The organism is Novosphingobium sp. (assembly GCF_040398825.1).
Lineage (GTDB): Bacteria > Pseudomonadota > Alphaproteobacteria > Sphingomonadales > Sphingomonadaceae > Novosphingobium.
In genome coordinates this window covers 15,792-31,925 of the sequence record NZ_JBBATI010000042.1, presented here as the reverse complement: position 1 = coordinate 31,925, position 16,134 = coordinate 15,792, and the positions used below count along the sequence as shown (strand labels likewise).

The window sequence follows — 16,134 nt, the reverse complement described above, 5'->3', positions numbered from 1 at the left end:
CCGACCACCAATGATACCATCATGCTGTGGTGGTCGGGTGGGGAGGCGGGGCGGGGGGTCTGACCCGCGTAGAGCGCGGCAAGAGATTATTCATCGCCGATCGATTGTTCGCCGACGATGTTCAGGCCATAGCCTTCGATGGCGACAACGTTGCGGTGCGAATTGGTCAGCAGGATCATGTCGTGCACGCCCAGATCGGCCAGGATTTGCGCGCCAATGCCATAACTGCGCAGGTCCATTTCCATGCCGCCCTTGCCGCTGACTTCGGCAATCAGCGGTTCGGGGCCATTGGGCATCAGCACCACGATCAGCCCGGCGCCAACTTTGCCGATTTCGGCCATCGCGCGTTGCAGCACGCGTTTGCGACCGCCGGGTTGCCCCAGCACGTCGGACAGCACCGAAATGGCGTGCACGCGCACCAAAGTTGGCTGGTCGGGCACGATCGTGCCCTTTTGCATCACCAGGTTGACCGATCCATCGACTTTGTTGCGATAGCTGCGGATAGTCCAGTCGCCGCCATAATCCGAACGGAACGGCGCAGTGCTGATGCATTCGACCAGGTGATCGTGGCGACGGCGGTATTCGATCAGATCGCGGATCGTGCCGATTTTCAGCCCGTGGCGCTGGGCATAGGGGATCAGGTCGTCCATCCGCGCCATGGTGCCGTCTTCGCGCATGATTTCGCAGATCACGCCCGACGGGTTCAGCCCGGCCAGCCGCGATATATCCACCGCCGCCTCGGTATGCCCGGCGCGCACCAGCGTGCCGCCATCGCGCGCGATCAGCGGAAACACATGACCGGGGGTCACGATGTCGTCGCGGGTTTTGGCGGCATCGATGGCCACCGCCACGGTGCGTGCGCGGTCGCCGGCAGAAATGCCGGTGGTCACGCCTTCGCGCGCCTCGATCGACACGGTGAACGCGGTTTCATGGCGGGTGCCGTTGGCGCGGCTCATCAGGTCCAGCCCCAGCTGTTCACAGCGATTGCGCGTCAGCGTCAGGCAGATCAGCCCGCGCCCGTGGGTGGCCATGAAATTGATCGCATCGGGCGTGGCCATTTGCGCCGGGATTACCAGATCGCCTTCGTTTTCACGGTCCTCGTCATCGACCAGGATGAACATCCGGCCATTGCGCGCCTCATCGATGATCTCTTCGATCGGGACGAGCGCCGGGCTGTCATCGCTTTCGCTCAGCACGCGTTCCAGCTTGGCCAGCGTGTCGGCGGTGGGGTTCCATCCCGGCAAGGTCAGGTCGCGCAGGGTGTTGGCGTGAAGTCCGGCGGCGCGGGCAAGCCCGGCGCGAGACATTCCGCCGTCGGTGACGAGTCGGCGGATGCGATCGATGAGGTCATTTGACATGCCTTTCGCCTATGCCATCGAAATGTGCATGGCAAGAAGAAAATCACATTATGATGTGATGACGCTACGGCAGCGATGCGATCGGGCTTTGCCCCGGGGCAACCGATTTGCCACACCCGGCGACACTTTGATGCAGTCCCGCCACAGAATTTAAATAACCGGTTGACAAAAAACCGGCCGCGTTATGTCTTGGGCCGTCGGTAGCCGCCAGGTCAAGGTCGGGCACCGTTGGAGAGAGAGGTCCATGGTTATGAGGGGCAAACTTTGCCTGTTGGTCGGCGTCTGTGCCGCCGCATTGTCGAACCCGGTTTTTGCGCAGCAGGCCAAACCGGCCGCCGCAGAGGCAAGTAACGGGATTCAGGAAATCATCGTCACCGCGCAGCGCCAGTCGCAGCGTTTGCAGGAAGTGCCGATCGCGGTCAGCGCGTTCAACGCGCAGGCGCTGGAACGCCAGCAGATCAAGACCACCAGCGATCTGCAACTGTCACTGCCCAACGTGACCTTCAGCAAGACCAACTTCACCACCTCCAGCTTTACCATCCGTGGCATCGGCCAGCTGTGCGTGGGGGAATCGTGCGAACCATCGACCGCGATCCACCTCAATGACTCGCCGCTGTCGTCATCGACCCGCCTGTTCGAAGGCCAGTTCTACGACCTGGCGCAGATCGAAGTCCTGCGCGGGCCGCAAGGCACGCTGTTCGGGCGCAACGCTACCGGGGGCGTGGTCAACATCCACACCGCACCGCCGGTCATGGGCAAGTTCGAAGCTTCAGCCGATGCCGAATACGGCAACTACAACGATGTTCGCGTAAAGGGCATGATCAACGTGCCGCTGGGCGAAACCGTGGCAGTGCGCGCCGCCGGTTTCTACCAGCGCCGCGACGGTTACACCAAGAACCTGTATGACGGCACGAAGATCGACAGCCGCGACAACTATGGCCTGCGCGCCTCGCTGCGTTGGGAACCTTCGTCGCGCACCACGTTCGACATCGTCGGGCAATATTTCCACGAAAAAGACTCGCGCATGCGCAGTCAGAAGCAGGAATGCCAGACCGACCCGACCGGGGTGCTTGGCTGCCTGAGCGGTGAACTTGGCAGCGGCGTGACCAACGGCAACTCTTTGCTTGGTTCGATTCTGACCTCAAAGGAACTGTTCGCGGTCAAAGGCTTGCCCGCGGCACTGGCACTGGGGAGCATCTATGGCCCGAATGCCTATGGCACAGCAATCAATCCAACCGACCCGCGCGCTGTCTATACCGCTTATACGCCGACCTATTATTCGGTGGACACGATCATTCAGGCCCGGTTGAAGCAGGAAATCGGCGACAATTTCGAACTGCATGTTGACGCCAATTACGAATATACCAACGTCGATTCGACGCAGGATTACAACAACCAGGTTGAGGACCGGTCGACCATTCAGTCGGGCCTGAATACGCTCTATGCATTGGGCAACAATCTGGTCTATCCCGCCGGCGATCCGCGTGGTCCGGTCTACGCATCGTATCTGGGCCCTGTGTCAAAGGCGCTGATGCCGAATGGCCCCGGTGGAAAGCTTTGCACATCTGCGCCGACCGCTGACGGGACCGGCGTTTTTGGTGGCCATGCCATCTGCTCGATGGCGCCGCTACAGCTTGACCGTTCCGACGAAGTATCCAATTCCTGGTCGGCAGAAGCAATCTTCTCGTCAAAATTGTCAGGCCCGTTCAATTTTCTTGTTGGCGGAATTTATTCGCACTACAAAATCAACTATAACGATTATTTCGTAAACAATACTGGCCTTGATTATTTTGGTGGTGTTGCCGGAACGTTTACGGCGTTTGCTTCGGGAAAACCGGCATCATTTCTCGCCACGCCATATTACGATAATAACACCAATTACTTTGGGTCAAACAGCTACGGCCTTTTCGGTGAAGCATATTTCAAGGTCAACGACAAGCTCAAGCTGACTGCCGGCCTGCGCTATAACCACGACGAAAAGGTTGTTTCGGCGCACACGTCGACATTCAATGCGCTGGTTCCGTTCGGCACCACCAACGCCCAGGCTGCGATCCTGGCAGTCTTGCCCAACGCGGTCCAAAGGTCGCAGGGCCATGCCCTGACAGGGCGCGCGGTGCTCGACTGGCAGGTCACGCCCAACAACCTGATCTATCTGTCCTATTCGCGCGGGTACAAGGGTGGCGGGTTCAACCCCCCGCTGTCAGAAGCGGTCAAGAACCTGGGCGTACCCACGACATTCGCTCCTGAAACCGTCGATTCGTTTGAAATCGGATCGAAAAACAGCTTTGGTAACGGGCAGTTGCAGCTGAACTTGACCGGGTTCTACTACAACTACAAAAACCTGCAGCTGTCGGCGATCGTTGCGCGTACCTCGCTCAATGAAAACATCAGCGCGCATGTCTACGGGCTTGAGGCCGAGGCCGTGTTGCGCCCGATCCGTGCGTTCACAGTCAACATTTCGGCCAGCTATCTCCACACCGAAGTGTCGCAGGATGCACTCTTCGGCAGCACGCGCGATCCTGGCGCTGGCCGCGCCGATGCAGTTATCATCAAGGACCTGGCCAACTCTTCGAACTGCGCGGTCGCACCCAATACCGTGGGTAACGCCGCCGGCGCCAATGCCTTTGTCAATGAAGCCAACACCTTCATCAACAACGGCCTGATTGCCGGGATTCCTGCCGGTGCCGGGCTGCAGCCAACCCAGGCGTTTCCGAGCAACGGTGGCATCAAATCAACCGGCGCCTATTCGATCTGCGATGTGCTGGTCGGGCTTGCGGGTGCACCCGCCAACCTGGGTGGTGGTCTGGCTTTCGACCCCAAGGGTATTTCGGTCTTCCTTTCGGGTATTCCGATCAACCTGAAGGGTCACCAGCTGCCCGGTGCACCAAATTACAAGGTGTCGATTGGCGCGCAGTATGAAATCCCCGTCAACACCCTGAAACTGACGCCGCGGGTGGATGTCCACTACACCGGTGAATCGACCGGCAGTGTGTTCAATGGCCGGGTCAATGCCGTGCCGTCGTACATTCAGGTCAATGCGCAGCTTCAGCTCGATGGGCCGGACCGCAAATGGTATCTGAAGGCGTTTGTTGAAAACCTGACCAACAGCAATTCGATCACCGGGGAATATGTGACCGACCAGTCGTCGGGCCTGTTCACCAACATCTTCACGCTTGATCCGCGTCGCTATGGCGTCGCGGCCGGGTTCAAGTTCTGATCGGGTAATGCGCCGGCCCCGACCACGGGGCCGGCCAGAAATCAGCGCCGGGGGCCACGTGCCCCCGGCGTTTTTTTGTGCCCGTTCAGCGCTGCAGAAACCCGTCCTGCCAGTCGAGCACGGTCAGGTAATTGCGCAGGCGGTTGCGCTCCAGCTTCGCCAGCAGCGGGTTGTCGTGGTACGGCATCACCGCGTCGGCCACGGCATTGGCCCAGGGTGCGTCGGCATCGAACAGCAGCCCCAGCCCGAACACCGCCGGCACATGCGCATACAACAACCGGCGACCATCGGCCTCGGTCTGGCGGCAGAAATCCTCGATCGCGGTCAGCACGCCATTGCGCGGGCCGCCCGCCTGCAATGCCCAGGCAAACTGCCCCGCGCCACGAAACCCGCGCCCCATCAGAAATCCGGGGTTGCCCAGCGTCACCCCGGCATCAGGGTGGCACGGTTGCAGGAATTCCGCCGGAATGCGGTCGGGCGCATAATACATGTCACGCCGCGAACAGGGCCAGCCGACATCGTGCAGCGCCGCCAGCAGTGGCTGGCCGTCGCGCCGCGCCACCGCATCGGCGGCCACCAGTTCGTTGAACACGGTGTAATAATTGTGGTCGCCATCGATCAGCCAGGCATCGATGGCCGACAATGTGCCGATCACCTCCAGGCTGGGGCGGGCAATGTGCTGGACATGCGCGTGTGCGGCGGCCCAATCGACAAAGCCGGGTGCGGGCGAAGGGTCGATTGCGATCAGGCTGCCGCCGCGGGCATGGCAATGGTCGGCCAGCGGTTGCGTCATCGCACCATATTCCGCGCCGATCTCTGCCACGTTGCGCGCGCCCGCCAGTTCCAGCACGGTCAGGATCAGATCCTGAAATTCCGCCATCGAATGGATCAGCAACCCTGCCGGTGCGGGCACGTGCGGTGTGTTCAAAAAATTATCCATATCAGCCAGCATCCGGTCCCATCCACCGGCCACAGTGCTAGCCCGTCATGCTTTGCGAAAGCCTGCGCAGTGCCTGCGTAATCGTGCGTAGGTGCGGCCAATAATGCCGTCTGCGCAGGCCCGATCTGGCGCCGGTCAAGACCAGTGCCGGACAGTGCTTGGCGGGTTCAACCTTCACAAACGGTAGAAGCGGCCCTTATCAAAAAATAGGGATGGACTCCGAAACTGAATCTACCCAATTTGATCGGGAATGGATATTTTATTTACGAAGCAAACTTTTCACGAATTTGTCGAAATTGTCCAATAAACCATCGGTAATGTGGCGCATTCTTTGCGCACGACCGTAAAGATCATCGTTTCGCCGCGCGCGCTGCTAACAAAAAAGGTTCAATCATGTCCAATCTGTCCCTGAACGGTACAAACGGAACCCCTGGCACCAACGGCGTTGCATCGGGGCAATCGGGCACGAGTGGCACCGCCGGGGGAAATGTTTCGGGCAACCTGACCAACACCCCGACCGATTTGACCAATGTTGCCATAGTCACAGGCGGCAATGGCGGTGGTGGCGGCAACGGCGCCGCCGGGGGCGCTTCCACTGGCGGGAATGCGGGCGCCGGTGGCCAGGGCGGTTACGCCACGGCACAGGCGTTGACCAACGCCGCTGGCCCGGCCGCGGCCGCGGCGCAGGCAAACGGTGGTCTTGGTGGCGGTGCCGGCGTGCCGGGTACCGGTACCCCGGCGGGTGCTGGCGCGTCGGGGGGGGACTGGTGGCGATGCGGCGGCAGTGTCCAATTCGACCAATTTCCTGGCCACCCTGGACGGGGTCAGCGCCGGGTCTAAGGCCTTTGGCGGGACAGGTGGACAGGCCACGGGTGCTGGTTCTACCGGCGGTGCCGGTGGTGGTGTGGGCAATGGCACCACCACCGCCTATGCAAAAACCTTTGGCGCGGGCACGGCACAGGCATCGGTCGAGCAAACCGGTGGGGCTGGCGGCTATGGCATACAGGGTGCTGCGGGCGGTGCCGGCGCAAATTCCAATGCTTTGGACACCGTTACCGGAACGACCAACGGCGGCACGCTGGTGCTGATCCAGCAATCCACCGGCGGTAATGGTGGTGGTTCCAACACCGCTGCAGCGGGCGCGGCCGGCTATGGCTTGTCATCATTGAACTTTACAGAAACGACCAGTCTTTCGATTTTCGGGAACAACACTGCCACTGGTGGCGCGGGTGGCGCCAGCGTTTCGGGCACGACCTCGGCCGGTGGCACGGGTAATGCTTATGGCAACGTCTATGGCGCTCACACGGTCAATTCCACCGGCATCGCCAAGGGCGGTGCGGGCGGCAACGGAACGGGCCTGGCCAACGGCGCGGCCGGCGGTGCGGCGTCGGTTTCGACGTATGCGTCGTCATCTACCACTGGCACCGAAGGGGCCACCGCCAGCTCTGACGCGACGGGTGGCTTGGGCGGATCTGCCACCGGCGCGGGCCAGACGGCGGGTGCGGGCGGGGGGGGCAGCGGTTCCAGTGCCGGTGCGTCAACCGCTGGATCGGGTGTGGCGCAGGCCGATGTCACCCAGACTGGCGGTGACGGGGGAGTCGGCTTTGCCGGCGCTGCCGGTGGCGCTGGCGGCAATTCATCCCTGTTCGATGCCGTAAGTGGTGGGACCCAGGGCGGCACGTTAAAGCTGTCGCAAAAGGCCGTCGGTGGTCAGGGCGGCGCGTCCTATACGGCGGTTGCCGGTGTCGGTGGCTCTGTGACGTCGGACCTGAATTACGACCAATCATACAGTGCCTTTATCAGCAGCACCGTATCCGGAACCTCCATTGGCACCGGCGGGCGTGGGGGGGACAGCACATCGGGCACGGCAGCGGTTGGTGGTAGTGGCAGCGCAAGCATTGCCCTGGTCGGGTTGCACACGGTTACCGCCGATGCACAGGCCAGTGGTGGCGGCGGTGGATGGGGCACGGGCACCGCGAGCGGCGCTGTCGGCGGCACGGCAATCGCGACATCGTCGGCGACATCCTACACCAGCGGGACAGAGGCGGCCACCGCCACAGCCACCGCGGATGGGGGTCTTGGCGGCTATGCCGTCGGTGCCGGGAAGACTGGCGGGGCTGGCGTCGCGGTCAGCGGGTCAACCGCCTATGCAGCGACCGGTGGCGCCGGGATTGCCTCTGCCTCCGTAGTTCAGACCGGCGGGCAGGGCGGCAACGGCAGTAGTGGCGCCAGTGGTGGCGCCGGCGGCGCATCCACCCTGACCAATGCGGTCAACGCCAACACGCACGGCGGCACCGCCATGTTGGTTCAGAAGGCCTTGGGCGGTTATGGGGGTTATTCGTCGATCGCGGCGGCAGGCACCGGCGGCTTTGCAACGTCCAATCTGAATCTCAGCAATGTCAGCAATGCTGTGGTTGATGCCAATGTCATGGCTGTGGGCGGGGTGGGCGGCGGTACCAGCACCGGCACGGCGGCCCTGGGCGGAGGCGCCGGGGCAACCGCGGTGGTGACCGTGGCACATGCGGTCGACCTTAACGTGCAGACCGTCGGTGGCGCGGGTGGTTTTGTCCAGAACAGTGGCAATGGTGCGGCCGGTGGCAGCGCCAGCGGTTCGGCGGTTGCCGCATCGACCACCACCGGCGCCGAAGCGGTCAGTGCCACCACCACGGTCCAGGGTAACACAGGGGGTAAAGCTGCCGGTGCGGGCAAGTTCGGCGGTGCCGGTGGCGTGGCCAGCGGTGCCAGTGCGCGCGCGACCACCGCGGGCAACGGCATTGCCACCGCCACGGTTGTTCAGATTGGCGGCAATGGCGGGACCAGCAACAACATTGGCGGCGGCACTGGTGGCGCAGGCGCGGCGTCGAACCTGCTGAATGCGGTTTCGGGCCGCACCAATGGCGGCACATTGGCGCTTAATCAGACCACATACGGCGGGGCCGGCGGAACGTCATATTACGGCACAACGGGGGTCGCCGGCACGGCGTCCTCGTCGTTGACGTTCAACGACACCACCAACCTGACAAAAAGCAAACTGGTCACTGGCCAGGTTTCTGCCCTTGGCGGAAATGGCGGCGGCACGCTTACGGTTACGGCGGGGGCCGGCGCCGCAGCGCTGGCATCGGATACGCTGACCGGGGCCCATGCGGTCAAATCATCCGCCGCAGCCACCGGCGGTACCGGTGGCAATGTCCTCAGCACCGGCAATGGTGGTGGCGGCGGCAGTGCCAAGGCGATCGCCTCGGCCACATCGACCACGCTGGGGACAGAGGCGGTCAGCGCCGACGCGACCGCCTCTGGCGGCAATGGTGGCCAGGGCAACGGGATCGCGAAAACCGCCGGCAACGGCGGCGTGGCAGGTGGGTCAACCGCCCGGGCCACCAGCACCGGCAGCGGTGTGGTGCAGGCTTCGGTCACCCAGACCGGTGGCAATGGTGGCATTGAATACGGCGGCGCAGCGGCCGGAGCGGGCGCGGGATCGGCGCTGGTCAATGCCGTTTCGGGGCAGTCCAATGCCGGCGCGCTGACGCTGATCCAGACCGCCGCTGGTGGTGTGGGCGCGTATGCTGACAGTGCAGCCGCAGGATTGGGCGGCACCGCGACATCAAACCTGACATTTGACGATACGCTGCAGTCAACCCGCAGTGCCTCAGTCACCGCGCAGGTCATCGCCAATGGTGGCAACGGCGGTAACAGTGATAGCGGCACGGCCGGAACCGGCGCCAGCGCATCGGCCAATTCGACCCTGACCGGTGCCCGGACTGTCAGTTCCACCGCCACCACCACGGGCGGCCAGGGTGGCAATGGCAGTTCTGCCAACGGCGCGGGCGGTGGCACGGCCACGGCAAAGGCCGTGGCGGCATCGAACACCTTGGGCGCGGACGCTGCCACCGCCACCGCGACATCCACCGGCGGTGCGGGCGGCTCTTCCAGCGCTTTGGGCAAGTCCGGCGGCGCTGGCGGCGCAGCCAATGGCACATCGGCCCGCGCCACGACCATAGGCAATGGCACGGCGCAGGCCAGCGCCAGCCAGACCGGCGGCAGCGGCGGAGCGGGTGCCTATGGCGCGGCCGGCGGCGCGGGTGCGGCGTCGTTGCTGAACAATGCGGTTTCGGGCCGCACCGTGTCTGGCACGCTGGCGCTGAACCAGACCGCCACCGGTGGCGCGGGTGGCGACAGCGATACCGCCGGTGCGGGTGGCAGCGGCACGTCAAAACTAGTGTTTGATGATACGGCCAATGCCACCACCAGCAACACTGTCACCGGCGGGGTAACCGCGCAGGGCGGGGATGGTGGCAACACCATTTCCGGCACAGCGGCGGCGGGCGGCTATGGATCGGCATCGTTGACGCTGACCGGGGCGAAGACCGTAACCGCGAACGCAGTGTCGACCGGCGGCAAGGGCGGTTCGGGCGCAGCCTATACCAGCGGTGCGGCCGGCGGCGCGGCAGTGGCCGCAGCGCAGGCGACATCGAACAATGCCGGAAACTATGCGGTCGTCGCCAATGCCACGGCAGCCGGCGGCAAGGGTGGCGATGCCGACAGCTTTGGCAAGACCGCCGGCGCGGGCGGCGCCATATCCGCCACCACCGCGCGCGCAGTTGCCAGCGGCAACGGAACGGCCATCGCCACCGCCACGCAGACCGGCGGTGATGGTGGCATGGGCACCAACGCCGCCAATGGTGGTGGCGGTGGCAGCGCGATCAACAACTTCGGCGCTTCCGCGCAGTCATTCGGTGGCTCGATTACCCTCAACCAGACCTCCACAGGTGGTGCAGGCGGGTATTCGTCTGGCGCTACCGCCGGCGTCGGCGGTGCCGCACGATCGCAGATGGCGCTTAATGACACGGTCAGCCCGACCCCAAGCCCGGTTGTGACCGCCCTGGTGACCGCGCAGGGTGGGGCAGGTGGCGGCACCGACACCGGTACGGCTGCGGACGGTGGCGCATCGCTGGCAACCTCCAGCATTTATGCCTACTATGCGGCCACAACCACGGTCAACGCGATCGGCGGCGATGGCGGGACGGGTGATACGCTGGCCAGTGGCGCTGCCGGCGGAACGGCGCAGGCTGTGGCCAAGGCGGTGTCATCAACCTCTGGCAACCAGGCGATCAGCGCGGGCGCGACCGCCACTGGCGGCAATGGTGGCAATGCCACCGGGGCGGGCAAAGTCGCCGGCGCCGGTGGACAGGTGGTCATTGGTACGGCGGCGACGGCAACCAGTGCGGGGATTGGCGCGGTTCAGGCCACGGCCACCGGCACCGGTGGCAATGGCGGGATTGGTTATGGCGGGGCCACCGGTGGTGTCGGCAGCGGCGCTTCGCTTTCCAACAGTGTGACGGGATCGAACACCGGTTTCCTGACGCTGACGCAAACGGCCAATGGTGGTGCGGGCGGCTATTCCTATGGCGGGACAGCGGGGGCCAGCGGCAGTGGCACATCGGTGCTGACGTTCAATGACAGCCTGCAACCGACGGTAAGCGCGCGTGTCACCGGGACGGTCAACGCCACGGGCGGCGCCGGTGGCGGAACCGACACCGGCACCCCGACCGCAGGCGGCGCAACCTCTGCCTCGCTGACGTTGAGTGGTCTGAATGATATCTATGCGACAGCGAATTCGACCGGCGGCATCGGCGGTTCGGGCGATACGGCGGCCAGCGGGGCTGCGGGTGGCAGCGCGAAATCAAACGTCCTGGCCACGTCCACTTCGGCCAGCATTGCGGCAGTAAAGGCCATGGCCAATGCCACCGGCGGCGCGGGCGGATATGCCACCGGCGCCGGCAAAACCGCGGGCGCAGGTGGGGTTACCACGGGCTCAACTGCGAAGGCGACCAGCAACAGCGCCGGCAATGTGGACGTTTTCGCCACCCTGACCGGCGGCAGCGGCGGCACTGGTTTTGGTGGCGCAACTGGCGGTGCCGGGGGCATTACCAATGTTACCAACGCGGTGTCGGGCCAGTCGGCGGGCGGTGTGCTCACATTGGTGCAAACCACGACCGGTGGTGCAGCCGGGGCATCCTTTGGCGGGCAGGCGGGTGCTGCCGGCTGGGCATCATCCACGCTGACCTTTGACGATACCGGCCTGACCACGCATAGTGTTTCGGTCACCGGGCAATCGTCGGCACTGGGCGGCGCCGGCGGCAGCACCGATACGGGCCTTGCGACCGCCGGTGGCGGCAGCGCAGCCAACACCACCCTCACGGGTACGAAAGCTGTCTATAGCACCGCCCTAAGCGTGGGTGGCGTCGGCGGCGATGGTACGACCCTGGCCAGCGGTGCCAACGGTGGTTTGGCAAAGGCCACATCGGCCGCGACCACTACCAGCACCGGAACCGAACCGATCATCGCGCAATCCGTCGCGATCGGCGGACAAGGCGGCTACGCCACGGGCGCGGGCAAAGTGGGCGGAAACGGTGGCGGCGTGGCGGCGTCGACCGCCAAGGCGACAAGCGCGGGGACCGGATCGGTTTCCGCAACGGTCAGTGAAACCGGTGGCGATGGCGGTCTGGGTGACAATGGCGCCAAGGGCGGTGCCGGTGCCACAGTGACCCTGGCCAATGGGGTCTCTGCCCAGACCGGTGGCGGCATCATGTCGCTTAATCAGGCCGTGACGGGTGGCACGGGCGGGGCATCCTCTGGCGGGACAGCAGGCGCTGGCGGCGGGGCGACGTCGCAGCTGACCTTCAGCGATCTGGCATCGCCGGTCAAAGCGGCGCAGATTATCGGCACTGTCAGCGCCACTGGCGGGACGGCAGGGGTGTCGGACATCGGTGCGAACGGCAATGGCGGAGCGGCCGTCGCCACGGGCGCCATCACGGGTGCCAAGAAAGCCAGTGTAACCGTCAGCGCCTTTGGCGGCCTGGGCAAGAACAGTTCGGGTTCGGCAACGGCCACCGCAACGGGCACAACCGGTGGTGCCACCGCGAAAAGTTCGGCACAGGTGGCGGTGGCTGGCACCACCGGCGTGCTGGTCGATGCGGTCAGCGGGTCGGTCACGACCCTGTTGGCCGGCGTGGTTGCGGACACGGCGAAAGACGTGTCGATCTCGCAATTCGGCGTGGCGACCCCGGTGTTCGACAGCACCAGCCAGGGCGTAGCGATCATTACCGGGGCGCCGACTGCGGCCAATATTGCCACGGTGCTGGCCGGGAACAGCAATATCGCTGCGGCCTTTGCACTGACGCCATCGTATTTCGGTATCGCCGAACTGGGCGGACGTTACACCACCGCCGGCACCGGCACCGAAACCACCGTCAGCACGGTGAACGAAACGGTCGATCTGAACCAGCTGGCGGTGCGCAACAATCTGCTGATCGGGCTGTATGGCGGTACGCTGATCAACGCGGCGGGGGTGGGCCCGGTGTCGCTGACCATTTCGGCCAACGGCACGACCTTGCTGACCCAGAATTTTGCCAATGGCGCGGCAGCGTTGTCCTTTTTCAACAACAATGCCATCAATCTGGGCTCGGTCAATTCGCCGCTTTATGCCAGCGGCGTGGCCAATATCACGATCAGTCTGTCGGTCACCACGACCGCGTCGGCATCGGGCTTTTATGCCAATCTGCTGATTGGCGATCCGCCTGCGGCCGCCGCTGCGTCGCCCGCCGCCGGTTCGTTTGACCAATACGCGCACTTGCTGGGCGCGATGGGGCGTGGCGGCGCCGATCTGGCCGGCACGATCGCCAACGACACCGCCGCGTTTGGCAATCTGTCGCTCGCCAACAGCGCGCGCGGGCAAAGACATGCGGGCGGTGCGCACGCGATGGCGTGATCCAGGCCTGAATCAGTGGCGGGCAGACCATGGTCAGAGGATCCCAGACCCTGACCTGTTCTGCCCGCCGCCCCGGGGGTTCAGCCCCGGGGATGGGGTGACACCAGGCACGCGCTGCCCGCGCGCGCCTGGTGAATTTCAAAAGCGATAGCTGACCCCGGCGCTCAACACCCAGGGATCAAGCTTGTGCTTGGTCACCAGCACATCGGCGCTGCCGGCATAGAAATTGGCGGTGGTGCCGACCCAGTATTTCTTGGCATCCAGGCTCAGGCCATAACCGGTCTTGCCGATGGGGATATCCACCCCGGCTTGCGCCGCGACGCCCAGATTGCTCGACAGCGTGACTTTGCTGACGCCAAGTCCGGCAACCGAAGCGCCCGGGCGTTCCCCCATGACGATGAACAGCGATGGCCCCACCCCGACATAGGGCCGGATTGCGCCCAGCGGCAGGTGGTATTTCACCGTCACCGTCGCCGGCACGATCAGGATGTGACTGACCACGCTGGCGCCGTTGAGCGATCCGCTGCCGGTCAGATGGTGCGCGGTTACGCCGGCGATGGTTTCGATCGAAATATCGGGCGTGGCAAAATATTCGATCGCCAGCGTCGGGGTGACATTGTTGTTGGCATAAGTCTGCGGCGCGGAAAACGCCGCCATCCCGGCCAGCGACGGATCGATCGATTTGACCGAGCTGATCTTGCCATCGGGCAGCACAGCCGTCGCCAGCAGCTTTATCTGCCATTTTCCGGCTGGTGCGGTGTCGGCAAATGCCGGGACGGCGGCGGCCAGCATCGGGATGGCCAGACAAAGTCCTGCCATGCGGCAAACGGTCTTGTTCATGTGCAATATCCTGCCACCGTGGTTGGTCAGCCCCTTGCTGACCAGACTTTCGGCCACGGCGTGGTCATGCTGCTGAACCACTTTGCACCCGCCGACATTGACACTGCGCAAAAATAGCGCGCGTCGCGGATCGATTATCCGCCCGGGCCTATGCGCATATTCCGAACCTGCGCCGGCGCAGTTCCGGTTGCTACGCCAACACAAGTTCCGGTTCGTGCGCCAGTGCCGCGCCCAATCGGTAACGCGCCGGTGGGAATTGACCCGTGTCAATGCAGCGGGCGTCGACAGGCCGCAGGGCGTGGCAGCGAAACACGGGGGAAGGACCTTCCATGGAAGTGATTGTGATGCGGGCGGGCATCTGGTTTGCCGCGCTCGTGCTGGCGGTAATCGCCTGCGCCTTGTCGGTGGACTGGGCGTTTGGCGTCCATATGGCGATTTGCGCGCTGGCGGCCATGATCGGGCTGATCGTTACCCTGCGGGGCGGCGATGTGCGCGGGGACGATCCAGGCCGGGCGTCGCAAAGCGTTCTGCATCTGGCCGATTCTGGAAAGTACTATGACGAGGTTATCCGCTGGGGGGTTATCGCCACGGTGTTCTGGGGCATGGCCGGGTTTCTGGGCGGTTTGTACATCGCGCTGGAAATGGCGTTTCCCGCGCTGAATTTCAGCGAATACATCAATTTTGGCCGGTTGCGGCCGCTGCATACCTCGGCCGTGATCTTTGCCTTTGGTGGCAACGCGCTGATCGCCACGTCGTTTTACGTGGTGCAGCGCACCTGCCGCGCGCGGCTGGCGCTGCCCGGGCTGGCGCGGTTTGTGTTCTGGGGATACCAGCTGTTCATCGTGCTGGCGGCAACCGGCTATCTGATGGGCGTAACCCAGGCCAAGGAGTATGCAGAGCCGGAATGGTATGTCGATATCTGGCTGACGGTTGTCTGGGTCAGCTATCTGGCGGTGTTTGTCGGTACGATCCTGAAACGGTCTGAACCGCATATCTATGTCGCCAACTGGTTCTACCTGTCGTTCATCCTGACCGTGGCGATGCTCCATCTGGTCAACAACGCCGCCATTCCGGTCAGCTGGTTTGGCAGCCATTCGATATCGGTGGCGGGCGGTGTGCAGGGCGCACTGATCGAGTGGTGGTATGGCCACAACGCGGTCGGATTTTTCCTGACCGCCGGGTTCCTGGGCATGATGTACTATTTCGTGCCGAAACAGGCCGAACGGCCGATCTATTCCTATCGTTTGTCCATCATCCACTTCTGGGCCTTGATATTCCTGTATATCTGGGCGGGCCCGCACCATCTGCATTACACTGCCCTGCCTGACTGGGCGCAGACGCTGGGCATGGTGTTTTCGATCATGCTGTGGATGCCCAGCTGGGGCGGCATGATCAACGGGCTGATGACGCTGAACGGCGCGTGGGACAAACTGCGCACCGATCCGATCCTGCGCATGTTCGTGATGAGCCTGGCCTTTTACGGCATGAGCACGTTCGAAGGCCCGATGATGTCGATCAAATCGGTCAATTCGCTGTCGCATTATACCGACTGGACCATCGGCCACGTCCATTCGGGCGCACTGGGCTGGAACGGCATGGTCACGTTTGGGGCGCTGTATTACCTGGCGCCGCGGCTGTGGCACCGCAGCCGGCTCTATTCGCTGCGCATGGTCGGCTGGCATTTCTGGCTGGCGACGCTGGGTATCGTTTTTTACACCGCATCGATGTGGGTCGCCGGGGTGACTGAAGGCCTGATGTGGCGTGAATATGGCCCCGATGGTTATCTGGTGAACTCGTTTGCCGAGGCTGTGGCGGCGGTTCACCCGATGTACCTGCTGCGCGCGTTTGGCGGCCTGCTGTACCTGTCTGGTGCCAGCGTGATGGCCTACAATATCGCCCGCACCATCATGGGCCATGCCCTGCGGGTAGAGGCGCCCTTGGGTGAAACCCCCTTCAACCCCGCCAAAGACGTGTCGCTGACCCCGGCTGTCGCCCGCTGATCTGAAGGAGC

General features: G+C 63.8%; 6 protein-coding genes. 3 read left to right on the top strand and 3 right to left on the bottom strand.

Translation table 11 applies throughout. The annotated features are described in order from the left end of the window. Positions 1–86: 86 nt before the first annotated feature. Positions 87–1,358: a 3,4-dihydroxy-2-butanone-4-phosphate synthase gene (gene ribB / locus ABWP89_RS16450; RefSeq protein ID WP_353230655.1), complete on the bottom strand. Its 1,272-nt coding sequence runs from the start codon at positions 1,356–1,358 to the stop codon at positions 87–89. A gap of 250 nt (positions 1,359–1,608) precedes the next feature. On the opposite strand from ribB, the gene ABWP89_RS16445 reads away from it, so the two are divergent. Then, positions 1,609–4,575 carry a TonB-dependent receptor gene (locus tag ABWP89_RS16445; RefSeq protein ID WP_353230653.1) on the top strand — a complete coding sequence of 989 codons (2,967 nt, stop codon included), beginning with the start codon at positions 1,609–1,611 and terminating at the stop codon, positions 4,573–4,575. Between the two features lie 85 nt (positions 4,576–4,660). On the opposite strand, the gene ABWP89_RS16440 is transcribed toward ABWP89_RS16445, so the two are convergent. Then, entirely contained in the window at positions 4,661–5,503 is an 843-nt protein-coding gene (locus tag ABWP89_RS16440) for a class I SAM-dependent methyltransferase (protein WP_353230652.1), read from the bottom strand. 796 nt (positions 5,504–6,299) lie between these two features. Between ABWP89_RS16440 and ABWP89_RS16435 the strand changes: the two genes are divergently transcribed. Beyond that, positions 6,300–13,283: a hypothetical protein gene (locus ABWP89_RS16435; RefSeq protein ID WP_353230651.1), complete on the top strand. Its 6,984-nt coding sequence runs from the start codon at positions 6,300–6,302 to the stop codon at positions 13,281–13,283. Positions 13,284–13,421: 138 nt separating this feature from the next. Here the strand turns inward: ABWP89_RS16435 and ABWP89_RS16430 are convergent, their stop codons facing one another. Further along, a complete protein-coding gene (locus ABWP89_RS16430; RefSeq protein WP_353230649.1) occupies positions 13,422–14,123 on the bottom strand; it encodes an OmpW/AlkL family protein in 702 nt (233 codons plus the stop codon). A gap of 329 nt (positions 14,124–14,452) precedes the next feature. Between ABWP89_RS16430 and ccoN the strand changes: the two genes are divergently transcribed. After that, complete coding sequence (ccoN, locus tag ABWP89_RS16425; protein ID WP_353230647.1) at positions 14,453–16,123, top strand: cytochrome-c oxidase, cbb3-type subunit I; 1,671 nt, start codon at positions 14,453–14,455, stop codon at positions 16,121–16,123. Positions 16,124–16,134 lie beyond the last annotated feature (11 nt).

Bases quoted from the DNA above. Each gene is read 5' to 3' on its own strand.
- ribB (WP_353230655.1), bottom strand. From the start codon at position 1,358: ATGTCAAATGACCTCATCGATCGCATCCGCCGACTCGTCACCGACGGC.
- ABWP89_RS16445 (WP_353230653.1), top strand. From the start codon at position 1,609: ATGAGGGGCAAACTTTGCCTGTTGGTCGGCGTCTGTGCCGCCGCATTG.
- ABWP89_RS16430 (WP_353230649.1), bottom strand. From the start codon at position 14,123: ATGAACAAGACCGTTTGCCGCATGGCAGGACTTTGTCTGGCCATCCCG.
- ccoN (WP_353230647.1), top strand. From the start codon at position 14,453: ATGGAAGTGATTGTGATGCGGGCGGGCATCTGGTTTGCCGCGCTCGTG.